Annotated in this window: 16 protein-coding genes; 8 read left to right on the forward strand and 8 right to left on the reverse strand. The window is 67.5% G+C overall.

The annotated features are described in order from the left end of the window. Positions 1-271: 271 nt before the first annotated feature. A complete protein-coding gene (locus tag ACUDTM_RS09260) occupies positions 272-3,616 on the forward strand; it encodes a GH92 family glycosyl hydrolase (RefSeq protein ID WP_072167600.1) in 3,345 nt (1,114 codons plus the stop codon). Continuing rightward, positions 3,613-4,356, forward strand: coding sequence for a basic secretory protein-like protein (locus tag ACUDTM_RS09265; RefSeq protein ID WP_072167601.1), 744 nt, complete (start codon positions 3,613-3,615; stop codon positions 4,354-4,356). Before ACUDTM_RS09260 ends, ACUDTM_RS09265 begins: the two co-directional genes overlap by 4 nt. 392 nt (positions 4,357-4,748) lie before the next feature. Here the strand turns inward: ACUDTM_RS09265 and ACUDTM_RS09270 are convergent, their stop codons facing one another. Both ACUDTM_RS09270 and ACUDTM_RS09275 read right to left on the reverse strand, forming a co-directional pair. After that, on the reverse strand, positions 4,749-7,040 hold the full coding sequence (locus ACUDTM_RS09270; protein ID WP_005419150.1) for an NADP-dependent malic enzyme: 2,292 nt from the start codon (positions 7,038-7,040) through the stop codon (positions 4,749-4,751). 230 nt (positions 7,041-7,270) lie between these two features. After that, positions 7,271-8,614 (reverse strand): dicarboxylate/amino acid:cation symporter, encoded by a 1,344-nt coding sequence (locus ACUDTM_RS09275; protein WP_072167602.1) that lies wholly within the window; start codon positions 8,612-8,614, stop codon positions 7,271-7,273. A gap of 332 nt (positions 8,615-8,946) precedes the next feature. On the opposite strand from ACUDTM_RS09275, the gene ACUDTM_RS09280 reads away from it, so the two are divergent. Beyond that, complete coding sequence (locus tag ACUDTM_RS09280; RefSeq protein WP_227837572.1) at positions 8,947-10,116, forward strand: OprO/OprP family phosphate-selective porin; 1,170 nt, start codon at positions 8,947-8,949, stop codon at positions 10,114-10,116. Positions 10,117-10,182: 66 nt separating this feature from the next. After that, entirely contained in the window at positions 10,183-12,825 is a 2,643-nt protein-coding gene (locus ACUDTM_RS09285; RefSeq protein WP_334271265.1) for a hybrid sensor histidine kinase/response regulator, read from the forward strand. Between the two features lie 316 nt (positions 12,826-13,141). On the opposite strand, the gene ACUDTM_RS09290 is transcribed toward ACUDTM_RS09285, so the two are convergent. Genes ACUDTM_RS09290 through ACUDTM_RS09305 form a run of 4 tightly spaced genes read right to left on the reverse strand, consistent with a single transcriptional unit; the run spans position 13,142 to position 16,946 of the window. Beyond that, positions 13,142-13,792: a response regulator gene (locus ACUDTM_RS09290; protein ID WP_065185360.1), complete on the reverse strand. Its 651-nt coding sequence runs from the start codon at positions 13,790-13,792 to the stop codon at positions 13,142-13,144. A 28-nt stretch (positions 13,793-13,820) separates the two neighbouring features. After that, complete coding sequence (locus tag ACUDTM_RS09295; RefSeq protein WP_445391281.1) at positions 13,821-14,876, reverse strand: ABC transporter substrate-binding protein; 1,056 nt, start codon at positions 14,874-14,876, stop codon at positions 13,821-13,823. Then, positions 14,873-16,264: a sensor histidine kinase gene (locus ACUDTM_RS09300; RefSeq protein ID WP_072167687.1), complete on the reverse strand. Its 1,392-nt coding sequence runs from the start codon at positions 16,262-16,264 to the stop codon at positions 14,873-14,875. The genes ACUDTM_RS09295 and ACUDTM_RS09300 overlap by 4 nt, the downstream gene beginning before the upstream one ends. Next, a complete protein-coding gene (locus tag ACUDTM_RS09305) occupies positions 16,257-16,946 on the reverse strand; it encodes a response regulator transcription factor (RefSeq protein WP_005419188.1) in 690 nt (229 codons plus the stop codon). The genes ACUDTM_RS09300 and ACUDTM_RS09305 overlap by 8 nt, the downstream gene beginning before the upstream one ends. Positions 16,947-17,188: 242 nt before the next feature. Between ACUDTM_RS09305 and ACUDTM_RS09310 the strand changes: the two genes are divergently transcribed. The 4 genes from ACUDTM_RS09310 (at position 17,189) to ACUDTM_RS09325 (ending at position 22,997) form a co-directional block, all read left to right on the forward strand. Then, positions 17,189-18,328: an OprO/OprP family phosphate-selective porin gene (locus ACUDTM_RS09310; RefSeq protein WP_188241077.1), complete on the forward strand. Its 1,140-nt coding sequence runs from the start codon at positions 17,189-17,191 to the stop codon at positions 18,326-18,328. A 75-nt stretch (positions 18,329-18,403) separates the two neighbouring features. Further along, the gene (locus tag ACUDTM_RS09315; RefSeq protein ID WP_088497414.1) at positions 18,404-19,732 is read left to right on the forward strand and encodes a CitMHS family transporter; all 1,329 of its coding nucleotides are present in this window, start codon (positions 18,404-18,406) and stop codon (positions 19,730-19,732) included. Positions 19,733-19,756: 24 nt separating this feature from the next. Beyond that, entirely contained in the window at positions 19,757-20,497 is a 741-nt protein-coding gene (phbB, locus tag ACUDTM_RS09320; RefSeq protein ID WP_188240619.1) for an acetoacetyl-CoA reductase, read from the forward strand. 202 nt (positions 20,498-20,699) lie between these two features. Next, a complete protein-coding gene (locus ACUDTM_RS09325; RefSeq protein ID WP_227837566.1) occupies positions 20,700-22,997 on the forward strand; it encodes a TonB-dependent receptor in 2,298 nt (765 codons plus the stop codon). 436 nt (positions 22,998-23,433) lie between these two features. On the opposite strand, the gene ACUDTM_RS09330 is transcribed toward ACUDTM_RS09325, so the two are convergent. Together ACUDTM_RS09330 and rsgA are read right to left on the reverse strand one after the other, a co-directional pair. Then, positions 23,434-24,687: a flavohemoglobin expression-modulating QEGLA motif protein gene (locus ACUDTM_RS09330; RefSeq protein ID WP_151355246.1), complete on the reverse strand. Its 1,254-nt coding sequence runs from the start codon at positions 24,685-24,687 to the stop codon at positions 23,434-23,436. A gap of 123 nt (positions 24,688-24,810) precedes the next feature. Continuing rightward, complete coding sequence (gene rsgA / locus ACUDTM_RS09335; RefSeq protein WP_088497402.1) at positions 24,811-25,920, reverse strand: ribosome small subunit-dependent GTPase A; 1,110 nt, start codon at positions 25,918-25,920, stop codon at positions 24,811-24,813. Positions 25,921-25,938 lie beyond the last annotated feature (18 nt).

Raw genomic sequence — 25,938 nt, forward strand, 5'->3', positions numbered from 1 at the left:
GGTCGTTCCGGCAGGTTCGCTCGCCAGAATCGGCTCCAGCGATATTTCCCGCATTTGGATCGAACTAAATGGCACTTGCCAGCGCGCGGCGGCTGTTGCAGGATCGGGCCAGGTCGCACCTCGACCCACCCAATCCAACCCGATCGCATGGCCCGCCCCCACCGGACCGGCATCGCCTCTTCCACTGCCAGCCTGGCGGGCGGAGCGATGCTGTCCGTGGTGTCCGCCGATGCGGGTTCGCCCGCCGCCAGCCCTTCCGGGAGACCCTTGCATGACCCTGTCCGATCCGCGCCGCGCCCTGCTTCCGCTCGCCCTGGCCCTGGCCTGTGCGACCACTGCGATGCCGGCGCGGGCGCAGGGGCTGCAGACCTCGTTCGAACCGGGCGAACCTGTCCCGGCGCAGGCCACCGGTGCGCTTCAGGTCACGATCGGCAATGGACCGGCCGCGCCCTACGCCGCCAAGCGCAATGCCGGCTACAGCGGCCTGCATGCGCTGCGCTACAGCAGCGAAGGCGGCAGCGCGCGGCGCGAACTGTTCAAGGCCGACCTGCCCATCGAGGCCGATACCACGCTGTCGTGGCTGGTGCTGCCGGAAATCGTCGGCAAGGACACCGTCGCCTCGACCTATGTATCGCTGGACCTGCTGCTGGACGATGGCAGCCGCGTTTCGGCCGGTGCGGCACGCGACCAGCATGGCGTGGCGATCGGCGCGCGCGCGCAGGGCGAATCGAAGACGCTGTACCCGCAACAGTGGGCCCGCAAGGCGGTGCGGCTGGGCGACGTGCCCACGCTGAAGGGCCGCCGCGTGGTGGCGATCGAGCTGGAGGTGGCCAGCGCCGAGGGTGCGCCGGTCTCTGGCTGGATTGATGACGTGCGCCTGGATGCCCAACCGCGGCAGCGGCCGCAGCGCGTCTCCGACTGGGTGCTGACCACCCGCGGCACCCAGGCCAACGGCACCTTCTCGCGCGGCAACAATTTCCCGGCCACGGCGGTGCCGCACGGGTTCAACTTCTGGACCCCGGTGACCGACGCCGGCGCACTGAACTGGCTGTACCGCTGGAACGAACAGAACGATGCGCAGAACCGCCCGCAGCTGCAGGCACTGGCACTGAGCCACCAGCCCAGCCCGTGGATGGGCGACCGCCAGACCTTCCAGGTGATGCCCTCGGCCAGCCGTGGCGTGCCGGACGCCGACCGCCGCAAGCGCGCGCTGTCGTTCGACCGCGGTCATGAAAGCGCGCGCCCCTACCGCTACGACGTGCGCTTCGACAATGGCATCGCTGCTGCCATCGCACCGACCGACCATGCCGCGCTGTTCCGCTTCCAGTTCCCCGAGGGCGGCGACGCCAACCTGCTGTTCGACAATGTCGATGCGCGTGGCGGCCTGACCTTGGACACGGCCACGCAGACCCTCAGCGGCTACACCGATACGCGCAGTGGCCTGTCCAACGGCGCCAGCCGCATGTACGTGGTGGCCAGCTTCGACAAGCCGTGGCGCAGCAGCGGCCGCCTCGACACCGGCCGCCCGACCGGTTACATCAAGTTCGATGCCGGCAGCGACCGGCAGGTGACGATGCGTATCGCCACCTCGCTGATCTCGGTGGAACAGGCGCGTCACAACCTGGCGCTGGAAATCGCCGCCGCCGACACGCTGGAAAGCGTGGCCGGCCGTGCGCAGGATGCATGGGACGCGCGCCTGGCCCGCTTCGACATCGGCGATGCCACTGACGACCAGAAGACCACCTTGTATTCCAGCCTGTACCGGCTGTACCTGTATCCCAACTCCGGCCACGAGAATGCCGGCAGCGCGGCCGCGCCTGACTGGCGCTACGCCAACCAGGCCAGCGCCAGCGACGACAACACCGAGGGCAGCGCGAACCGCAGCTTCACCGGCGTGCGCGATGGCAAGGTATTCGTCAACAACGGCTTCTGGGACACCTTCCGCACTACCTGGCCAGCCTATGCGCTGTTCACGCCCGACGATGCCGGGCAGATGGTGCAGGGCTTCATCGAGCAGTACCGTGCCGGTGGCTGGATCGCACGCTGGTCGTCGCCGGGCTACGCCGACCTGATGGTCGGCACCAGTTCGGACGTGGCCTTCGCCGATGCGTGGCTGAAGGGCATCGGCGGCTTCGATCCGGCCGAGGCCTACGCCGCCGCGCTGAAGAACGCGACCGTGGTACCCCCCGACCGCCATGTCGGCCGCAAGGGCATGGACCGTTCGACCTTCCGTGGCTACGCCAGCGCGGACGTGCACGAAGGCATGTCGTGGACGATGGAAGGCGCACTGAATGACTTCGGCATCGCCAACATGGCCGAGGCCCTGGCCAAGCGCGCGACCACGGCGGCGGCACGCGAGCGCTACAGCACCGAGGCCGACTACTTCCGCCATCGCGCCGCCAGCTACGCGACGATGTTCGATCCGGCCGCCGGCTTCTTCCAGGGCCGCAAGGCCGATGGCCAGTGGCGCGTGGACGCCAGGGCCTACGACCCGCGCGTGTGGGGCCACGACTACACCGAATCCAATGGCTGGACCTTCGCCTTCACCGCCGCCCACGATGGCGAAGGACTCGCCGCGCTCTATGGTGGCCGTGACAAGCTGGCAGCGAAGCTGGATGCCTTCTTCTCCACCCCGGAAACCGCCGACCCCGCGTTTGCCGGATCCTACGGCGGCACCATCCACGAGATGACCGAAGCGCGCGATGTGCGCATGGGCATGTACGCGCACAGCAACCAGCCAGCGCACCACATCCCATGGATGTACCTGTACGCCGGGCAGCCGTGGAAGACCCAGCAGCACGTGCGCGAGATCCTGTCGCGGCTGTATGTGGGCAGCGAGATCGGCCAGGGCTATCCGGGCGACGAGGACAACGGCGAGACCTCCGCGTGGTACGTGCTGGCTTCGCTGGGCTTGTATCCGCTGCGCATGGGCGCCCCGGAGTACGTGATCGGTTCACCGGCGTTCGAACATGCGAGGGTGGAACTGCAGGGCGGTGCGGTGCTGACCGTGAACGCGGCCAACAACTCACGCGAGAACGTCTACGTGCAGTCGCTGAAGATCAATGGCAAGCCGTGGACGAAGACCTGGGTGCCGCACGAGCTGATCGCCAAGGGCGCGACGCTGGACTTCGTGATGGGGCCGCAGCCGTCGCGCTGGGGCAGCGGCGTGGACGATGTGCCGCGCTCGCTGACCGCGCGGGGCCAGCGCCCGCAGCTGCTGCACGACCTGCTCGGCAGTGGCGCCAAGGCGACGCTGGCCGATGGTCGCGCCCTGCCAGCGCTGGTCGACGACGATGCCGCCACGACCGTCGGCCTGGGCGGCGGCGCAACCATCGCACTGACCGGCCTGGGCGACGGCGTGCCGACCATGTACACGCTCACCAGCGGTGACGGCCGCATCCAGGGCGGCGAATGGACGCTGGAAGCGCGCAGCGGCAACGGCCGCTGGATCGTGCTCGACCAGCGCAGCGGCGAAGCCTTCGAGTCTGCCCGCCAGACCCGACCGTTCCACATCGCCAAACCCGGTCGTTACAGCGAGTATCGGCTGCGCCTGGCCGCACCGGGCCGGCTGCCGCTGGCGGAGATCGAACTGTTGGCGCCCAGCGCCGTACAATGAGCCCCATGCGCTACCGTCTGCTGCCTCTGGCCCTTGTTGCCCTTTCCTTCTCCAGCTTCGGCCAGACCCAGGCCTTTGATGCGCAGCTGATCCGCGACGGCGTGACGCTGAACTACCAGGACGCCCGTGGCGCCCTGGCCGCGCCGCAGCGCAAGCGGGTGATCGATACGTTCTACTTCGCCTACCTGCGCGAACGTGCGGACTTCCACCCGGCCGCGCCGTCGATGGTGCGCATCGTGATCGACCCGGCCTACACCGGGATCGCCTTCGTCGGTGACAAGGACCAGGCCGCAACGATCACCATCAACCCGGGTTGGCTGGCGCAGCACCCCAACGACATCGACCTGGTCACCCATGAGGCCATGCACATCGTGCAGGGCTATCCGGGCTATGGCGACGCACGGGTGCCGGGTTGGCTGGTGGAGGGCATCGCCGACTACGCACGCGACCGCTACGGCATGGACAATGCCGCCGCGGGCTGGGCACTGCCGGGCAAGGTCGAGAAGGGGCAGAACTTCGACAGCGGCTACCGTGTCACCGGTGCGTTCCTGAAATGGGCCGACGCCGAACATCCAGGCCTGGTGCTGGCACTGGACAAGGCCCTGCGCGACGGCCGCTATGCACCGGCGCTGTGGCAGAAGCACACCGGCAAGGCACTGCCGGCGCTGTGGGCGCAGTACGCCAAGCCGCGTTCCGACGCTCCGCCGCCGGCCCCTGCACGCCGCGGCAAGCGGCGCTGACGCCCACGCTGTCGCCGGCGCCTCAGCGCGACTGCACGAAACCGGCGTACAGCGCGAACAGCTGCTGGAAGTACCGCCGCGTCACTCGATTGCGCATGACACCCTCGCCGATGGGAAGTTGGTCGGGCCCAGGGTGGGAAGGCCGGTCCGGTCCCTTCCCACGGCCGGGCCGCGTGGGCGTATTGGGCCGCAGTGGCGTTGCAGGGAAATGACCGGGTTGCGTAGCGCGTGTGGCACAGCCCGGGGTAGAACCGGCCGCTGGCCGGCTGTCGTCGTGTATCTGGACATGATTGAGGTTGCCGGCCAGCGGCCGGCACTACCCGTTTCCGCTGCGCGGAAACAAAAACGCGCCCCGTGGGGCGCGTTTCCGCAGCTGTCGCTGGAAAGAAGGCTTATGCCTTCTTTTCCGCTTCCAGCTGCTTCCTGATCTGCGCATCGACCGCCGCAATGGCGGTCATGTTCAGGATCCGGCGCGAGGTCGCGCTGGTGGTCAGGATGTGCACCGGCTTGTTCACGCCCATCAGGATCGGACCGATCGCCACGCCGTCGGTGAACACGCGCACCAGGTTGTAGGCGATGTTGGCCGCTTCCAGGTTCGGCAGCACGAACAGGTTGGCGCGGCCCTGCAGGGTCGAGCCCGGCAGCAGCTTCTGGCGCAGCGCTTCATCCCATGCGGTGTCGCCCTGCATTTCGCCATCCACGTTCAGGCGCGGGTTGCGCTTGAGCAGCAGCTCGCGCACCTGGCGCATCTTCAGCGCATCCTTCGAATCATGGCTGCCGAAGTTGGAGTGTGACAGCAGCGCCACCTTCGGCTCGATGCCGAACAGCTTCATGCGATAGGCCGCCTGCAGGGTCGCCTCGCACAGCTGCTCGGCGGTCGGGTCTTCCTGCACGTGGGTATCGACGAAGAAGAACACGCCCTGCTGGTTGATCACGCCGGTCATCGCCGAGGTCGAGGTGACCTTCGGCTCCAGCGGCAGCACGCTGCGCACGTAGCCCAGCTTCTTGTGGAAGCGGCCGACGATGCCGGTCAGCATCGCATCGGCTTCGCCACGGGCGACCATCACCGCTGCGATCAGGGTCGGGCGCGAACGCATCAGGTTCTTCGCCGCGGCCACGGTCACGCCACGACGGCCGGTCAGGCCGTGGTAGTACTGCCAGTATTCGTTGAAGCGCGGGTCGTCGTTGATGTTGGTGACTTCAACGTTCTCGCCGATCTTCAGGCGCAGGCCGAGGCGCTCGATGCGCGACTCGATCACTTCCGGGCGACCGATCAGGATCGGATGCGCCAGGCCGTCATCGACCACGTTCTGCACTGCCTGCAGCACCACTTCCTCTTCGCCCTCGGCGTACACCACGCGCTGCTTGTCGCTGCGCGCGCGGTCGTACACCGGCTTCATCATCAGGCTGGTGCGGTAGACGAACTGGGCCAGCTTGTCGCGGTAGGCGCCCATGTCCTCGATCGGGCGCGAGGCCACGCCCGAATCCATCGCGGCCTGGGCCACGGCGGCCGACAGTTCCACCAGCAGGCGGCGGTCGAACGGGCGCGGGATCAGGTATTCACGGCCGAAGCTCGGGGTCTCGCCGCCGTAGGCCGAGCCCATGTCGGTGGCTGCACGGCGTGCCAGTGCAGCGATGGCGCGCACGCAGGCGATCTTCATTTCCTCGTTGATCGCGGTGGCGCCCACGTCCAGCGCACCACGGAACAGGTAGGGGAAGCACAGCACGTTGTTGACCTGGTTCGGGTAGTCCGAACGGCCGGTGCCGATGATCGCGTCCGGACGCGCAGCGCGCGCCACCTCCGGCATGATTTCCGGGGTCGGGTTGGCCAGCGCGAAGATCACCGGATCCGGCGCCATGGTCTTGACCATGTCGGCGGTCAGGATGCCCGGTGCCGACAGGCCCAGGAAAATGTCCGCGCCGTCGACGATCTCGGCCAGGGTGCGCTTGTCGGTGTCGCGCGCATAGCGCTGCTTTTCCGGGTCCAGGTCGGTACGACCGGTGTGGATCACGCCCTCGCGATCGAAGGCCAGGATGTTCTCCGGCTTCAGGCCCAGCTGCACCAGCATGTTCACGCAGGAAATGCCGGCCGCGCCCATGCCCGTGGTCGCCAGCTTCACTTCCTCGATCTTCTTGCCGGTGATCGCCATCGCGTTGAGCACGGCCGCGCCGACGATGATCGCCGTGCCGTGCTGGTCGTCATGGAATACCGGGATCTTCATGCGCTCGCGCAGCTTGCGCTCGACCACGAAGCATTCCGGCGCCTTGATGTCCTCCAGGTTGATGCCGCCGAAGGTCGGTTCCAGCGAGGCGATGATGTCGACCAGCTTGTCCGGGTCGGTCTCATCCACTTCGATGTCGAACACATCGATGCCGGCGAACTTCTGGAACAGCACGCCCTTGCCTTCCATCACCGGCTTGCCGGCCAGCGCGCCGATGTTGCCCAGGCCCAGCACCGCGGTGCCGTTGGAGATCACCGCCACCAGGTTGCCGCGGGCGGTCAGCTCGCTGGCCTGCTGCGGGTCGGCCTTGATCGCTTCACAGGCGTACGCCACGCCCGGCGAATACGCCAGCGACAGGTCGCGCTGGGTCAGCATGGGCTTGGTAGCGGAAACCTTGATCTTTCCCGGCGGGGACATCCGGTGGTAATCGAGGGCGGCCTGTTTGAAATCTTCGTTGGACATCGATGTGGGTTACATGAATGGGCAGAAGGGACAGGGGATGATACCCCCGTTGGAGCGTCCGGACCTGTCGCAATCCTGTCGCAAGCATGCTGCGACCGCACAATTCCGTGCCGTATGCGACGGTACCGCGATACCAGCTTCGGCGCTGCCCATGACAGCCATGGGACGCCCTGAAACGCCGCGGGGCCGTACCACTGACGTGATCGGCCCCGCGGTACCACACACCTGGATCAGCCCTTGGCCGGCAGCGCCTCGGGCAGCGCATCGACCGGCGGCGGCAGTTCGCTCTCGCGGCCATCCAGCGCCAGCTGCAGGCGGTTGCGGTCCAGCGCGCCTTCCCAGCGCGAGACCACCACGGTGGCCACCGCATTGCCGATGAAATTGGTCAGCGAGCGGCATTCGCTCATGAACCGGTCCACGCCCAGGATCAGCGCCATGCCAGCCACCGGTACCTCCGGCACCACGGCCAGGGTGGCGGCCAGGGTGATGAAACCGGCGCCGGTGACACCGGCCGCGCCCTTGGAGCTGAGCATGGCGACCAGCAGCAGGGCGATCTGGTGGCCCAGGGTCAGTTCGGTGTTGGTGGCCTGGGCGATGAACAGTGCCGCCAGGGTCATGTAGATGTTGGTGCCGTCCAGGTTGAACGAGTAGCCGGTCGGGACCACCAGGCCCACCACCGACTTGCTGCAGCCGGCGCGTTCCATCTTCTCCATCAGCGACGGCAGCGCCGACTCCGACGAGGAGGTGCCGAGCACCAGCAGCAGTTCGGCCTTCAGGTAGCGCGCCAGCTTGAACACCGAGAACCCGCACAGGCGGCAGACCACACCGAGGATCACCGCCACGAACAGGAACGCGGTGAGGTAGAACGAGCCCACCAGCCAGGCCAGGTTGATCAGCGAGCCGACGCCGTACTTGCCGATGGTGAAGGCGATCGCACCGAAGGCACCGATCGGGGCGGCCTTCATCAGGATGTGCACCAGCTTGAACACCGGGGCGACCAGCGCCTCCAGGAAGTTCAGCACCGGCTTGCCCTTCTCGCCCACCATCGCCAGCGCGATGCCGAACAGCACGGCCACGAACAGCACCTGCAGGATGTTGCCATCGACAAAAGCGCTGAGCAGCGTCTTCGGGATGATGTCCATCAGGAAGCCGACCAGGGTCAGGTCATGCGACTTCTCGACGTAGCTGTGCACTGCGGTCTGGTCCAGCTCGGCCGGGTTGATGTTCATGCCCGCGCCGGGCTGCACCACGTGCGCCACGATCATGCCGACAATCAGCGCCAGCGTGGAGAAGAACAGGAAGTACGCCATCGCCTTGGCGAACACCCGGCCCACCGTGCGCAGGTGGGTCATGCTGGCAATGCCGGTGACGATGGTGAGGAAGATCACCGGCGCGATGATCATCTTCACCAGGTTGATGAAGGCATCGCCGAGCGGCTTCATCTTCTCGCCGACCAGCGGTTCGTAGTGGCCGAGGATGGCACCCAGGACGATCGCCACGATCACCTGGAAGTACAGCTGGCGATAGATCGGCAACGGCTTTGCAGGCACCGGTGCTGCGGTCGGGATGTGCATGGCGGACTCCGGAAGGGGCGTTTTCAGGCACGTACGGCGCCGGGACTGCACGGGAGCCGTTACCGTGGAAACTGATCGCAGGCCCTGTACTGCACGCACAGGGGGTGCGACCAATGGACGCCTTTGTACGCGCCAGGCACGCCGGCGCAGATAACCTATTGGTACTAGCCCCCCGGTTCAGGTGGCACAGGTGCCTACACTGGCGCCGCACCGCCCGGAAACGGGAAGGCCGGTGGCCCGGGCTGAACGGCTGGGCATGTCCCTGCGAAAGTTTCGGCCCCTGCGGCCGTTGATGTCCTGTCCACACGCAATCTGAGAGAGCCGCACCCAACATGCGCCCGAATCCCACCTTGCTGGCCCTGTCGCTGGCCGCCCTTCCCGCCTTCGCCTCGGCCGCCGATTTCGACAACTGGCCGACCAGGTACACCTTCGGCGATGGCACCGAGCTGGCGGCCACCGCCAACATCGCCTACGACTACAACGACTTCTCCTCGGCCAGCGGCCTCGAGGACGACGACGCCGTGCGGCGCAAGGAATTCGGTGCGACGCTGAAGAAGAAGGGCGTGTACGACGCGATGGTCTACTACGACTTCCAGGCCGATACCTGGCTGGACGTGTTCGTGCGCTTCGAGAGCAAGGCCTTCTTCGGCCGTGACGTCGGCCGCTTCCGCTTCGGCTACATGAAGACCCCGGTCGGCCTGGATGCGAACACCTCTTCGCGTGCCGGCAGCTTCCTGGAAACCTCGCTGCCGGTGCAGGCCTTCTACGAAGGACGCCGTACCGGTGTGGAATGGGTGCTGGAGCGCCCGCAGTACCTGCTGCAGGCAGGCGCCTATGGCGGCAAGGACCTGCAGGGCGACAACCCCGGAACCACCCAGGCGGTGCGGGCGGTGTGGACGCCGGTGAAGGCACCGGGTGACGTTATCCACCTGGGCCTGGCCTACTCGCAGGAGAACCCACGCGGCTACAGCGACGGCCGCGACGTGCACCACGAGGCCAGCGCCCGCCTGCGCGCGCGCCCGGAAGCCGGCCTGACCGACATCCGCTACGTCGATTCCGGCGCGCTGGTCACCGCCGACCAGATCCGCCGCACCGGCCTGGAAGGCATCTGGATCCGCGGCCCGTTCTCGCTGCAGGCCGAAGCGCTGCGCGCCACGGTCACCCGCCATGACGGCAAGCCCGACTTCACCGGCAGCGGCCAGTACGCGATGGCCAGCTGGGTGCTGACCGGCGAATCGCGGCCGTACAACGCCGGCGCGGTGGCCAACATCAAGCCGGCGCACAACTACGGTGCGGTCGAACTGGTGGCGCGTTACAGCCGCCTGGACCTCGACGATGGTGACATCCTGGGTGGCCGCCAGCACGACCTGACGTTGGGTGCGAACTGGTACCTGACCAGCCACTTCAAGTTCCAGGCCAACTACGTGAAGGTCGACGCCAGCCGTCGTGGCGTGCACAGCACGCCGGAGATCTTCGAACTGCGCGCGCAGATGCACTTCTGACCCCTTCCACGTCAGACCCCGGCGGGCGTGCACGCCGCGCCCGCCGGCCCTGCGTAGACTGCCGCCATGTATTGGCTCAGCCGCCACCGGATGCTGTTGCTGACCATCCTGGTGATGGTCGGTGGCACCGTGCTGTGCGCGGTCGCCGCTGGCCATTACGCCTGGCGGCGCGCGCTCGGCGACGAAAGCAGCCAGGTGCAACGCCAGCTGCAGCTGTATGGCCAGGGCCTGCAACAGCGCATCGACCGCTTCGGCACCTTGCCGCAGGTCATGGCGCTGGATCCGGATCTGCTGCACGCACTGCGTGTGCCGCCCTCGCCCGGCGAACGTCAGCGACTGAACCTCAAGCTGCAACGTGCCAATGAAGTCACCCGGGCCTCGACCCTGACCCTGGTCGGCCACGATGGTGTGGCGGTGGCGGCCAGCAACTGGGACCAACCGACCAGCAACGTCGGCGAGAACTACAGCTACCGCCCCTACTACCGCCAGGCGCTGGCGCAGGGCCGTGGCCGCTTCTACGGCATCGGCATGACCACCGGCGTGCCCGGCTATTACCTTTCGCAGGCCATCGAGGCTGACGGCAAGCGGCTCGGCGTGGTGGTGATCAAGGTCGAGCTGTCCGCGCTGGAACAGGAATGGTTGAGCAGCCCGGACGTGGTGCTGGCCAGCGACGACCATGACGTCGTATTCCTGTCCAACCGGGACAGCTGGCGCTACCGGCTGCTGCGTCCGCTGCGTGCCGGTGAGCGCCGCGAAATGCTCGATGCACGTCAGTACGCCGACCGTGCCCTGCAGCCCTTGCGTGCACGTACCGAAGACGTGCTGTCCGATGGCGGCCGCATGGTGCGGCTGCTGGATCCTGCGCTGCCGCAGCCGATGCTGTGGCAAAGCCTGGCGCTGCCCGCCGAGGGCTGGAACCTGCACCTGCTGCACGACGCCGGCGCCGCTACTGCAGCAGGTCGCGCGGCCGCCCTGACCGGCGGTGCCGCGTGGCTGGCCTTGGGCTTCCTGGTGCTGTTCGTGCAGCAACGCAGGCGCCTGGCCAAGCATCGCCTGCGCAGCCGCCGCGAACTGGAAACCCTGCTCAAGCAGCACGCACAGGAGCTGCGCACCGCACAGGATGGCCTGCTGCAGGCCGCCACCGACGCCGACAGTGGTCTCAGCCGCAGCCTCGAACACCTGCCGCAGGGTGTGGTGGTGATCGACCGCGACCTGCGCCTGGTCGCGTGGAATTCGCGCTATCTGGAACTGTTCCGGTTCCCGGCAGACCTGGTGCGCGTCGGCCGGCCGATCGAGGAACTGTTCCGTTTCAATGCCCGTCGTGGCCTGCTCGGTCCCGGCCCGGTGGACGAGGCCATCGAGCGCCGCCTGAACCACCTGCGCAGTGGTCGCCCGCACATGCGCGAGAGCGAAAAGGACGACGGCACGGTGCTGGAGATCCGCGGCAATCCCCTGCCTGATGGCGGCTTCGTCACCAGCTACGCCGACATCACCAGCTACAAGAATGCGGCGCGCGAACTGCGCTCGCTGGCCGATGCGCTGGAACACCGCATCGCCGAGCGCACCCGTGACCTGGACGAGGCGCGACGCGAGGCCGAGCAGGCCAACCGCTACAAGACCCGCTTCGTCGCCTCGGCAGTGCACGACCTGCTGCAGCCGCTCAACGCTGCGCGCATGTTCGTCTCAGTGCTGCGCGGCAAGCTGGGCGACCCGGCGCAGCAGCAGACTGCCGATCATATCGATGCCGCGCTGGCGGCGCAGGACGCGATCCTCAACAGCCTGCTGGATATCGCGCGGCTGGAATCAGGCAGCCTGCCCACCCGCGTACAGGCGTTCCGGCTGGGCCCCCTGCTGCAGACACTGGCGCGCGAGTTCGGCATCGCCGCGCAGTCACGCGGGCTGGTGGTGGACTGGGTCGATAGCCATGCCGTGGTGGTCAGCGATGAAGCGCTGCTGCGCCGCATCCTGCAGAACTTCCTGTCCAACGCGCTGCGCTACAGCGAACGCGGTCGCGTGCTGCTTGGCTGCCGCCGCCGTGAAGGACTGCTGTGGATCGAAGTGCACGACCAGGGCCCGGGTATTCCCGACGCGTTGCAGGGCGAGATCTTCGAGGAGTTCCGTCGCCTGCACGACGGCCAGCAGCGCGGCGCCGGCCTTGGCCTGGCCATTGTCGACCGCATCGGCCGCCTCCTCGGCCATCCGATCCGGCTGCGCTCGCAGCTGGGCCGGGGCAGCGTGTTCGCGGTAGGCGTACCGTTCGGCGAAGCCAGCGCGATTCCGGCCACCGCGCCTGCGCCGGTACTGGCGCAGGAACCGGGCGCGGACAACCCGCTGCGTGGGCGTCGGGTGTGGGTGATCGACGACGATCCGCACGTGTGTGCGGCCAGCCGTGCGCTGCTGGAGCGCTGGGGCTGCGAGGTGGCGCTGGCCGATGGGCCACAGGCGGCGCTGCAGTTGGCCAGTGCCGAGACGGTTCCGGAGCTGGTGCTGCTGGATGTGCGCATGGGCGATCACCACGGGCCGGTGCTGTACGAGACGCTGGCGGAGTTGTGGCAGGCACGCCCACCGGTGGTGCTGGTCACTGCAGAGCGCGATGCGGGATTGCGTGAGATGGCCGCCGAGCGCGGCTGGGGAATGATGGCCAAGCCGGTAAAGCCGCCGGCGCTGCGGGCGCTGATGAGTCAGTTGTTGATCCGGCATCGCGGGTAGTTTCCAGCCAACGGCGCAGCCATCTGCCCGGCCGCGGACACATTCCGTGCGCGTCCACCCACGGAAGAGAAAAGAAGATCAAAAGCGGGTCCTGCGCTACGCTTGCTCGTGTAGAGCCGAGCCCATGCTCGGCTTCGCGGACCGGCCGCAAAGCAGCCGAGCGTGGGCTCGGCTCTACAAAAAGCGGCCTGCCAGGCTGCCTTTGCTTTTGATCCTCTTTTCTCTTCCGTGGGTGGACGCGCACGGAACCTGCCCAGCCTCTCCCATGAACTGCTCTACGTGTCCACCCACGAGGGGCTGTGCCGTTGGCTGGAAACTACAGCCCGATGCCGGCGTCGCCTTCAGGCTCCAGCGCCTTCACCAGCACCGCGGCCTGGGTGCGGCTATGGCACTCGAGTTTTTTCAGGATGGCGGTGACATGCACCTTCACCGTGTTCTCAGCCAGCCCCAGCGTGTAGGCGATCTGCTTGTTGAGCAGGCCATCGGCCAGGCAGAGCAGCACGCGGAACTGCTGCGGGGTCAGCTGGGCCAGGCGGCTGGCCAGCAGCGCATCGGCCTCCGAGCGCTCGGCGGCCATTGCCGGGAACCACAGGCCGCCGTCGAGCACCGCCTGCACGGCCTCGCCGATGGTCTCGGCCGGGGCCGACTTCGGGATGAAACCGGCCGCGCCGAACTGCTGGGCACGGCGGATCACCCGCGGGTGGTCGTTGGACGAGAGGATCACCACCGGAATGTCCGGATGCGAGCCACGCACGTGCAGCAGCGCGGAAAAGCCGTGCGCGCCAGGCATGGTCAGGTCGAGCAGCACCAGGTCCACGTCCGGCTGCGCGTCGAGCGTCTCGGCCAATGCCTCGGCGCTCGCAACCTCGCGCACCTGTGCCAATGGCAGGCTCTGCCGCAAGGACTGCACCACCGCCGAACGCAGCAGCGGGTGGTCATCGGCGATCAGGATGGTGTATTCGCTCATACCGCCATTGTACGGGCAGGTCGCCGCCTCAGCGCCCGGCCGGCTCGACGCTGCTGCGCCAGGCATCGAGGAACTGGCGACGCTTGAGCGCGTCCAGGTACACCAGCAGGCCCGGGCCGAGCTGGATCGGACGGCGGCTGCGGCCGGGCGCATCGTCACCGCGTGCGTTGCCGGTCACGATCGGCATCAGCCGCGCTTCGCGCGACAGCACCTGCTGGCCACGCGGCGACAGCAGGTAATCGAGGAAGCGCCGCGCTTCTTCCGGGTGTGGGCCGGTGCGCGGGATGACTGCGGTGCGCAGCACCACCAGCGTGTAGTCCTCGGGCTCGATGATGGCCAGTGGCGCGCCGGCATCGACACGTGCCTGCGCGTAGGAGCCGAGCACGTTGTAGACCAGCGACAGCTGGCCACTGGCCACCTGGTCCAGCAGCACGCCAGTACGCTCCTCGCGCACCACGTCGTTGTCGCCGAGCGCGCCCAGCAGCGCACCGGCAATGCTGCCGCGCTGCGCGTCCTGGGTGGCCAGCAGGTAGCCGACACTGCTGCGCTCGATGTCATAGGTGCCGACCTTGCCGCGCAGCGGTGCACCTTCAGCACGCAGCCGGTCGAGCAGCTGGCGGCGCGTGTGCGGCACCTTCGCTGCCGGCAGTGCGCGGGTGTTGCAGACCATCACCACCGGCTCGTAGCTGATGCCGAATGCCTCGTTGCGCCATTGCGCCCACGCCGGCAGCGCCGCAGTCTGCGCCGAGCGGTGCGGCAGCGCATGGCCATCGTTGACCAGCTTGGTCTGCAGGTCCATGCCGCTGGAGATCAGCAGGTCCGGTGATGCCGGCCCGCCACGGTCGTGCAGGTAACGCGCGTACAGGTCCTGGGTGATGATGTCCTCGTACACCACTTCGGTGCCGGGGTGAAGGCGCTGGTAGTCGGCGATGACCACCGCGAACACTTCGATGTCGGTGGTGCCGTGGATGCGCAGCTGAGCGGTGGCCGCTCCCTGTGCGGGAAAACGGCGCACATCGCCGGGCGCGGCCAACACCGGCAGGGCCAGCAGCAGGGCAACGGCCGTCGCGAACAAGCGGATCATGGACTGCTCCGGGGCAGGCGGATGGTGGCGACCAGCCCGCCCTGCGGGCGGTTGCTGAGGTCAATGCGGCCGCCATGGCTGTCGACCACGCGCTTGACGATGGCCAGGCCCAGCCCCGCACCGCCGGATGGCGCGCCTTCGCCACGGGCGAAACGCTCGAATACGCGCTCGGCATCGGCCGGGGCGATGCCTGCGCCGTGGTCGGCGATGGTCAGCACGGCCTGCTCGCCTTCCACGGTAAGGGCAATCTGCAAGTCGCCGTCACCGCCGTACTTCAGTGCGTTGTCGACCAGGTTCTTGATCGCCTCGCGCAGCAGCAGCGCATCGCCGTGCACCAGTGCCGGTTCGGCGGTCATCGCCAACTGCACGCGCGGCGCCGGACCGGCCTGCGGCAGCGCTTCATGCAAGGCCTGGTGCACGGTCTCGGCCAGGTCCACCGCTGCAAAGCGCTGCAGATGCGAACGATGGATCACGCTGGCATCGCTGAGCAGCTGGTTCAGCAGCCGGCTCATATGGGTGGCGTTGCGCTCGATCGCCTGCAGGCTGCGCCGCATGTCCTCCGGATCGTCATCATCCAGCGCCAGCTGTGCCTGTGCGCGCAACGCAGCCAGTGGCGTGCGCATCTGGTGCGCAGCCTCGGCCATGAACGCGCGCAGTGTCTCGTTGCTGCTGGACAGGCGTTCCATGAAGCGGTTCAGCGCCGCCACCATCTGGTCCATCTCGCGCGGAACGCGGGCATCCAGCGGCTTCAGGTCGGACGGCTCCCGTCGCGACAGCTCGCGCTCCACCCGCACCAGCGGCCGGAATGCGCGATGCACGCCGAACGCCACCAGTGCCAGCAGCAGCCCGGACAGCACGCCGATCGCGAGCAATGCGCGATTGACCATGTCCTGCGCGACCGCTTCACGCGCACGCCGGGTCTGGCCGACCTGGACCTGCACCTCGCCCTGCGCCGAGGCAGCGGCGAAGCTGCGACCGACCACCACGAAGCGCACGGTCTCGCCGCTGTAGGTGGCATCGAACAGCTGCGGCTGGGTACCGGGCCGGCGCGGCGGTGCCGGCAGGTCGCCGTAGCCGGTGATCAGGGTGCCGCGGCTGTCGGCCACGCGATAGAACACGCGGTCCTCGGGCGCCATCGCCAGCAGGTCCAACGCCGCATACGGCAGATCGACCTGCCACTGCCCATCGACCAGGGCCACCGAATCGGCAATGGACAGCGCCGAGGACACCAGCAGGTGATCGTAGGATCGATTGGCGGCGCGCTGGCCGTAATCGCGCGCGGCGAACAGCAGGGCCACTGCGAACACCGCCAGCAGCACGCCGAGATAGAGCAGCAGCGTTCGCCGCAGCGAACCCGGCGCCGCAGTCGCAGCGCGCGCGTCAGCCATCGGCGTCGGCATGGGTATCGCTGGCCTCCAGCAGATAGCCGACACCGCGCACCGTGGTGATGCGCAGCGGTGCGCCCGCCAGCTTCTTTCTCAGGCGGCCAACATACAACTCGATGGCATTCGGGCCCGCTTCGTCATCGAAACCGAACAGGCCGTTGCCGATCTCATCCTTGCCGACCACTTGGCCGAGGCGCCCGACCAGGATCTCCAGCAGGCGGTACTCGCGGTTGGGCAGTTCGATCGGTTCGCCGTCGAGGCTGACCCGGTGCGCAGCGTTGTCGAACTGGAAGCCGCCGATCTGCACCACTTCGCTGGCCTGGCCACGCGCACGCCGCAGCAGCACACGGCAGCGCGCTTCGAACTCGCGAAAATCGAATGGCTTGCCCAGGTAATCGTCGGCACCGACATCCAGCGCCTGCACGCGATCCTCGATGCCATCGCGCGCGGTCAGCATCAGCACCGGCGTGCTGTCACCGCGCTCGCGCATGCCGGCCAGCACGCGCAGGCCATCGAGCTTGGGCAGGCCGATGTCCAGCACCACCAGGTCGAAGCTCTGGTAGCGCAGCACGCTGGCGGCGGCCAGGCCATCAGCCTGCCAGTCCACAGCGTGCCCGCTACGGCGCATCCGGCGGATGATCGCATCGGCCAGATCCGGGTTGTCTTCGACCAGCAGCAGGCGCATGGGCACACGGGTGGGAGGGGAACCGAATGCTACCGCATGCCGCCGCCGCGCTTGCCGGGCACGGCACGGCGAGATCGACGACACGCTTTTCGCTGCACCGCACAAACCGCTGACAGGACGATGACAGCTTGCCCGACCCAGACTGCGGCCGCGCACCGTCCGGTGCCCACGATTGCCGCGCGCCTGGCGCGCACCTGGGAGGGTTTGTGGAATTCACGTTTGCCTGGCGGCGTCCTGCCGCCATGATGGCGCTGGCTGCCCTGTCGGCGCCGGCCTTCGCTGCCGAAGACGACCGCCCGGTCACCGCCATCCTCGGTGGCCGCCTGCACCTGGACTTCGCCACCTTCGACAACGACAACCGCGGCACCCCGAACAAGGACGACACCGAGGTCCGCCGCGCCTGGCTGGACGTGTCGGGCAAGTTCTTCGTGGTCGACTACAAGCTGGAAGCCGATTTCTCCGGCGACCGCGTCGAGGCCAAGGATGTCTATCTGGCACGCAGCTTCGGCAAGGCCGGCAAGCTGACCGTGGGCCAGTTCAAGCAGTACTTCTCGCTGGATGACCGTACCAGCTCCAACTACGGCAGCTTCCTGGAGCGCGGCAACGCCGGCACCACGCTGGCGCCGCTGTACCGCCTGGGTGCGTCCTGGCAGGCCAACCCGGGTGACTTCACCTGGGCGGCCAGCATCTACAGCCTGGAGAGCATCGACGCCTGGCAGGTGAAGGGCCGCGCGGCGGGTGGTCGCGTCACCTGGGCGCCCTCGCCCAGCGACGGTGACGTGCTGCACCTGGGCCTGTCGCTGGCCCGCGAGGCCTACGACAACCCGGGGGCCAACGGCGTGCCCGGCCTGCGTATCCGCCCGCGCCCGGCCGGCCACCTGTCCGACAACAGCCGCCTGACCCTGGTCGACTTCTCCGCCGGCCGCGATACCGACGTCAACAAGTGGTCGCTGGAATACGCGCAGGTGCGCGGCCCGTTGTCGTGGCAGGGCGAGTTCAGTGGCGCCACCTTCGATGATGGCGCCCAGCGCGGCGACGTGATGGCGGCCTACGGCATGCTCAGCTGGTTCGTCACCGGCGAAAGCCGTGCCTACGACCGCAAGACCGGCCGCTTCGCACGGGTCAAGGACATCCGCCACAAGGCTGGGGCCTTCGAAGTGGCGCTGCGTTACGACCAGATGTGGGGCGCGCAGCACCTCGATGGCGCGCCGGACCTGCGCCGTGGCAGCACTGAAGCGTGGACGCTGGGTGGCAACTGGTACCTGCGCGACAACCTGCGCTTCATGCTCAACGTGATCGAAAGCCGCAATCGCGACCGCCTGGCCGGGGTCACGGTGGACCGCACGCGCGCGGTCACCGGCCGCCTGCAGTACGACTTCTAAGCCAGCTGTGCCGGGCAAACCACCCGGCCCCCTTCCACTCCCCCACATCCTGTTTTCGCAAGGAGTCCGCAGATGATGCTGAGCATCCTCGGCTTTGGCATGGTCATTACGTTCATGTACTTGATCATGAGCAAGCGGTTGTCGCCGCTGGTGGCCCTGATCACCATCCCCATCCTGTTCGCGCTGATCGGCGGCTTCGGTGCCGGCATCGACGAGATGATGCTGGAGGGCATCAAGAAGATCGCGCCGACCGGCGTGATGCTGATGTTCGCCATCCTCTACTTCGGGGTGATGATCGACGCCGGCCTGTTCGATCCGCTGGTACGGGTGATCCTGCGCTTCGTCAAGGGCGATCCGATGAAGATCGTGCTCGGCACCGCGGTGCTGGCGATGCTGATCTCGCTCGATGGCGACGGTTCGACCACCTACATGATCACCGTCTCGGCGATGCTGCCGCTGTACCAGCGCCTCGGCATGAACGCGCTGAACATGACCTGCGTGACCATCCTGGCCGGCGGCGTGATGAACCTGACCCCGTGGGGCGGCCCGACCGCACGCGCGGCCACCGCGCTGCACGTGGACCCGGCCGATGTGTTCGTGCCGCTGATCCCGTCGATGGTGATCGCCTGTGCCGGCGTGCTGCTGCTGGCCTGGTACCTGGGCCTGAAGGAACGCCGTCGCCTTGGCGTGGTGACCCTGCCCAAGGGCGGCAGCTGGGTGGACAACAGCGTGTCCGACGACAGCAACCCGCTGCCGACCGTGGAAGACGCCGAGGACATCAAGCGCCCGAAGCTGCTGTGGGTCAACCTGGCCCTGACCGTGGCGCTGATGACCGCGCTGATCATCGGCGTGCTGCCGATGCCGGTGCTGTTCATGGTCGGCTTCGCCATCGCCCTGGTGATCAACTACCCGAACCTGGCCGAGCAGCGCCGCCGCGTGGTCAACCACGCCGGCAACGTGCTGTCGGTGGTGTCGCTGATCTTCGCCGCGGGCATCTTCACCGGCATCCTCAACAACACCGGCATGGTCGAGGCGATGTCACACAGCTTCCTGGCGGTGATTCCGGAGTCGTGGGGCCCGTACCTGGCGGTGATCACCGCCGTGGCGTCGATGCCGTTCACCTTCTTCATGTCCAACGACGCGTTCTACTTCGGCGTGCTGCCGATCCTGTCCGAGGCCGCCGGCAACTACGGCATCACCCCGGTGGAGATGGCGCGTGCCTCGCTGGCCGGCCAGCCGGTGCACCTGCTCAGCCCGCTGGTGCCGTCCACTTACCTGCTGGTGGGCCTGGCCAAGGTCGAATTCGCCGACCACCAGAAGTTCACCCTGAAGTGGGCCATCGCCATCTCGATGCTGCTGATGATCGGCAGCCTGCTGTTCGGCCTGTATCCCCTCGCCGCCTGACCCTTTACCAAGGAGCCTTCTGCAATGACGCTTCGAATCGCTTACGTCACCAGTGGAATGGGCAGTGTCGGCACTGCCATCTGCCAGAGCCTGGCCCGCAGCGGCCACACCGTGGTCGCCGGCTGCGCGCCCAGCTCGCCGCGCAAGGCCAACTGGCTGCGCGAGCAGCGCGAACAGGGCTTCGACTTCATCGCCTCCGAAGGCAACGCCACCGACTGGGCCTCGACCAGCGCCGCGTTCGCCAAGGTCCGTGCAGAAGTCGGTGAAGTGGACGTGCTGGTCAACAACTCCGGCGGCAGCCGCGACCTTCTTTTCCGGCAGATGACGGTGGAAGACTGGAACGCGGTGATCGCCTCCAACCTCAATGCGCTGTTCAACCTGACCAAGCAGGTGGTCGATGGCATGGCCACGCGCGGCTGGGGTCGCATCATCAACATCGGTTCGGTCAGCGCCCACAAGGGCCAGATCGGCCAGGTGAACTACGCCACCGCCAAGGCCGCGATGCACGGTTTCAGCCGTGCACTGGCCGCCGAAGTGGCCTCGCGCGGGGTCACTGTCAACACGCTGTCGCCAGGCTACATCGCCAGCCAGGCGATCAGCAGCTTCCCGCCGGATGTACTGGATCGGCTGGCCGCCTCGGTGCCGGTGCGCCGGCTGGGTCGGCCCGAGGAAGTGGCCGGCCTGTGCGCGTGGCTGGCCTCGGATGAAGCCTCGTACGTGACCGGTGCCGACTATCCGGTCAACGGTGGCCTGTACATGGGTTGAGCCCTCCCCCACGGAGTGCGCGGGGCCGGTGAATCTTCGTTCGCGAGGGGGATCCGGCCCCTTTTTCTATCGGGTTGCAGGACACGCACGGGGGCCTGCGTCGTTCGTTGGTTTCTCGTAAAGAAGGTTTCATGTTCCGTTCGCATAGTGGCCATGCACCGCGCACGTGTGCCGGTGACCATCCCCCATGCAACGGACCACCATGCAGACCCGACACCTGACGATCGCCGTGGCGATCGCGCTCTCCGCCGCCACCAGCGCCCATGCCGCCACCGCTGCCGATACCGGCGCCAGCACCGATGCCGCGCTGAGCGCGCAGACGCTGGATACCGTCTCCGTGATCGGCCAGGGCGAGACCCGCCAGGTGCAGCGCATCGCCACCGTCGACAAGCAGGTGCTGCCGCCGGGCACCAGTGGCCAGAAAATCCTCGACCGCCTCCCGGGCGTGTCGGTGCAGTCCAACGATGCCTTCGGCGCCAACGAAGAATCGCAGACCATCAGCCTGCGCGGCTTCGACAAGAGCCGCCTCGGCTATACGCTGGACGGCATCCCGTTGGGTGACAACAGCTACGGCAACTACAACGGCCTGAGCATTGCCCGCGCGATCATTGCCGAGAACCTGGCCGGTGCCGAGCTGTCGCAGGGCATCGGTTCGCTGGGCGTGGCTTCGACCAGCAACCTGGGCGGCACCATCCAGTATTTCTCGATGGACCCGTCCACTGAATTCGGTGGCCGTGCCAGCGTCACCGTCGGCGACAACAACCAGCGCCGTGGCTACCTGCGCGTGGATACCGGCGACCTCAACGGCTTCTCGGCCTATGTGTCCGGCGTGCACCAGGACCAGGACATGTGGGCCGCGCCGTACCAGAACCAGACCACCCGCCAGTTCAACGCCAAGGCCGTGTGGAATGTCGGCGACCACCGTTTCGGTGCGTTCGTGGCGACCTCGCGCGCCAGCCAGGCCAACTACGCCTACCTGTCCAAGGACATGCTGGCCCGCGGCCTGGGTTATGACTGGAACATCTACGCGCCGGACTGGGATCGCGCCGTCGCCGCCGCGTACTGCGCGCCGGGCACCTACAACAAGGCGCGCTGCAGGTTCAGCGGCGGCGTCAACAGCATCGACGATGCGTACTACCAGAGCCGTGCACTGCGCGACGACAACCTTTATTCGGTCGATGCCGACCTGCGCCTGGGCGAGCAGGGCCGCCTGAAGCTGCTGGCCTACCACCACGACAACCGTGGCCAGGGCCACTGGTGGGCACCGGGCCAGCCGTCCTACCCGGGCACCGACAGGATGCTGCCGATTTCGATCCGCAGCACCAACTACACGATCAACCGCGATGGTGTGACCGCCGCGCTGTCGTGGACGGTGGGCATCCACGAACTGGAGGCGGGCCTGTGGTACGAGCAGAACGACCACAACGTGTCGCGCAACTTCTACTACATCAGCGGCCCGTTCCTGGACGACCTGTACCTGAAGAACCCGGACCGCCTGCTGTTCAACCAGGATTTCGACATCCGCACGCGCCAGTTCTACGTGCAGGACCGCATGCGCTTCCTGGACCAGCGCCTGACCGTGGACGTGGGCATCAAGAGCCCGAACACCCGCATGCGCGCCACCGCCCAGCCGGGCGTGGAAACCAGCATCGCCTCGGGCACGCTGACCGCCAAGAAGTCGGTGCTGCCGCAGGTGGGCCTGGGTTTCAAGCTCAACGCCAACAATGAACTGTTCGCCTCGTACGCCGAGAACATCGCCGCCTTTGTCGGTGGCGGCAGCGGTGGCCCGTTGCAGGTGTCGCCGGAATCGTTCGCGGCCAGCGCCGGGCTGGAACCGGAGAAGTCCAAGAGCCTGGAAGCCGGCTTCCGTACCTTCGGCGAGAAGTACCAGGCCTCGATCGCCGCCTACAACGTGAAATTCGACAACCGCCTGCTGTCGCTGAACCCGTGCTCGAGCATCGAAGTCGGCACGCGTCCGGAGTGCGTGACGCGCTTCATCAACGTCGGTTCGGTAAAGAGCCACGGCGCGGAACTGACCTTCATCCTCAAGCCGATCGACGGCCTGCAGTGGTACAACGCGCTGTCCTGGAACAAGACCACCTACGAGGATGACTACACCTCGGGCGGCGCGATCGTGCCGGTGGCCGGCAAGATCACGGTGGATACGCCGCAGCGCATGGCCTCCAGCGAGATCAGCTGGAACCGCGATGGCTTCTTCGCCAGCCTGCGTGCCAAGTACACCGGCAAACGCTACTACACCTACACCAACGACCAGTCGGTGCCGGGCGTGACCACCTTCGACGCCGGTGCAGGCTACGACTTCGGCCCGGGCCTGGGCCTGCGCAACATTCGGGTGTCGTTGAATGCGACCAACCTGACCAACAAGCGCTACGCCGGCCAGCTGAGCTCGTTCGCACCGACCGATCCGAAGGGCACGCGCTATGCGATCCATGCGAGCGCACCGCGGCAGCTGTTCATGACGGTGGCGGCGGAGTTCTAAGTCAAAAGCGGGCGCTGCGGCGCATCAGTACCGCAGCGGGGCGAGGTGGGACGGGCCGAGGCAGGACACGCCGCAAGTACGTCCATGTAGGCTCGGTCGGCGCATCCATGCGCCTCACGGTCCTGCCTCGGCCCGTCCCACCTCGCTCGACAATCCCCTGCGCCGGCGCGGAGGCAATGGAAAGCAAGAGCAAAAGCAAAGCGCCGGGCAGTGCCCGGCGCTTTGCTTTTCAAGCTTTTCAAACGCAATCCCTCTGGTGGATTGCTGGCCGTCTCGCGGAAATTGTCCAGAGCGGGGGGCTTGCGCTGGCCAGGACCGTCCACGGCATGGATGCCGTGGCCGAGCCTACAGGGACGTACTTGCGGCGTGTCCTGGCCAGCGCAAGCCCCCCGCTCTATCCGATATCAATCAAGACGCCACAAACCGCCAACGCATTTCATTCCGGCGCCAGCTGGTCCATCCGTATCCGGTTGGCAAACAGCGAAAACGCCAGCATGCCGGCCAGGCCGTTCGCCCGGCTCACCCAGTGCGGCAGCCAGCGCGGTGGCTTCAATACCCCCGCCTCGAACAGTGGCGCGAACGCGATCGCATCGGTCAAGCTCATCTTGCCGGCGAACAACCAGCGGCAGACCTGCAGGCGGTCCTCGGCCAGCATGTGGCGGAAGAAGGTGTGCACCGACACCAGGCCGCGCAGGTACACCGTGTCCTTGGTGAAGGCCAGGCCGCCACTCGGCGGCACGCCGCGGAACACGCGCTGCGCCGAGGCGAAACTCTCTTCCGCGTTCTGTCCCGCGTCGCAGAAGTAGCGGAACACCTCGATGAAGTCGGCGCCTTCGCGTGCCATGGCAATCGCTTCGGTACGCAGGCTGATGCGCTTGAGGCGCTCGATGTCGATGCTGCCGGTGATCTGCTCGGCAAACGTCGCCAGCCCTTCCTGGGTGGCCGTCACCCGCGGCGAGGACAATGCCAGGCTCGGCAGCACCGGCTGTTCGCGGCCGTTCAATGCGGTCAGCGAATGCACCAGCGCTTCGTGGTGGAACAGCTGCGCGCGGTCGTAGGCGCTGAAGCGGGCACTGGTGCGCAGTCGAATACGGGTCGGGCCGGCAGCCGCCTTGGACACCAGCTCCGGATCCAGCTGCACCTGGATGATGCGCGATTCGAAGAACGCATCCAGGTCGTTCTGCAACTGCAGTTGCAGGGCGATGGCCGAGACCGGTACCTGCTCTTCCGGTGCCAGCAGTTCGTGGTCCAGTTCGGCGGCAATCTGGATGAAGTGGCGCGCCGCGTCGCGCGTACTCGGGCCATTGCCCGGCAGCGGCTGCTCGGGCGCGCCGAACAGCTGCACCGAACAGGTATCGACGGCGGCAGTGCCCAGCCCTTCCAGCAGCTGCGCGGCCAGGTCCCAGCTCTGCGCCGACTGCTGCACATAGTGGCCCAGCGGGTGGCTGTCATCGCAGTCGGCAGCGATCGCGGCCAGCGCACGGCGCTCTTCGCTGAAGTCCAGCCGAGGGTAATCCACCTTCGGCAGCACCGGCTGGCCGCGCGCCACGCTGTCCAGGAACGGTACCTGCACCGTGGCCGGCCAGCTGGTCAGCCCCAGCAGGCGGATGCCTCCCACGGCCTCGACCAGGCGCGCATCGAGCGCTGCATGGTGGGCCACCTCACGGTCCAGCGTCGCGGTCGGTTCCATGCGCGGACTATAGCGCCCTGCCGTGCCCGGCGCAGTGCGCCGCCGCCCGAGCATTGGCTCGGGCGCTACAAGGTGTCCCGGGATACAACCGTTGTAGAGCCGAGCCCACGCTCGGCTGCACTGTCAGCGCCGGCGGGGCTTTCCGGCCGGGCGGAACTGCTGGCCTTTGCCCTTCTTGCCGCCACGTTCCTGCGCGGTCTCGGCCTGGCGCACCGCCAGCTTGGCGGCAGCGGCAGCCACTTCTTCCTTCAGCTTGAAATAGTTCAGCAGCCGGCTCTCTTCGATCTCGCCAGCGTCGATCGCTGCACGAACAGCGCAGCCCGGTTCCTGCTGATGCTTGCAGTCGTTGAAACGGCACTGCGTGGCCAGCGCTTCGATATCGGCGAAGCCACCTTCGGACAGCGTTTCTTCGCCGGTCGGTTTCAGCTCGCGCATGCCGGGGGTGTCGATCAGGCAGGCGCCGGTCGGAAGCGGCATCAACGCGCGATGGGTGGTGGTGTGGCGGCCGCGCGAATCGTTGGCGCGGACCGCGTTGGTCTTCATCCGCTGCTCGCCGAGCAGGGTGTTGGTCAGCGTGGATTTGCCGGCACCGGAGGAGCCCACCAGCACCACCGTGCGCCCCGGGCCCAGCCACGGCCGCAGCACCGCCACGCTGTCGGCATCCAGGCCGTTGATCGCATGCAGCGCGATGCCCTGCATCTCCAGCTCTTCCAGCACTGCCAGCGCATCCTCGCTGTACCCGGTCTGGTCGGCCTTGGTCAGCACCACCACCGGTTCGGCGCCGCCACCACCGACCAGCAGCAGGTAGCGCTCGATGCGGCGCGGATTGAAGTCGGCATCCAGCCCACAGACGATGAACACCGTATCGATGTTCGCTGCGATCACCTGCTGGTGGTAGTGCTCACCGGCGGCGCCACGCTTGATCGCGGTGCGACGCGGCAGCAGCGCAACGATGCGGATGCCGTCCAGCAGCACCCAGTCGCCCACGGCCGGCCGCTCGTGGCTGGGAAAGCGCGGGCGCTGCCATTCCGGCAGTGACTCGGCCTTGATCGCCGCATCCGGGCCATCGGCCACCACGTAATGGGTCCGGTGCTGCTCGATCACCCGCGCCGGGCGGGCCTGCGGGTGTGCGGCCATCACGGCCTGCCAGTCGGCCTGCTGCGCCGGGCCCGGCCAAGGCCAGCCGATGGTCTGCAGGGCGATGAAATCGGGGGTCTGGGTCATCGCCGCCATTCTACCTGTGACGGCCCC

The sequence above is a fragment of the Stenotrophomonas maltophilia group sp. vghtpe118 genome, from assembly GCF_052605195.1.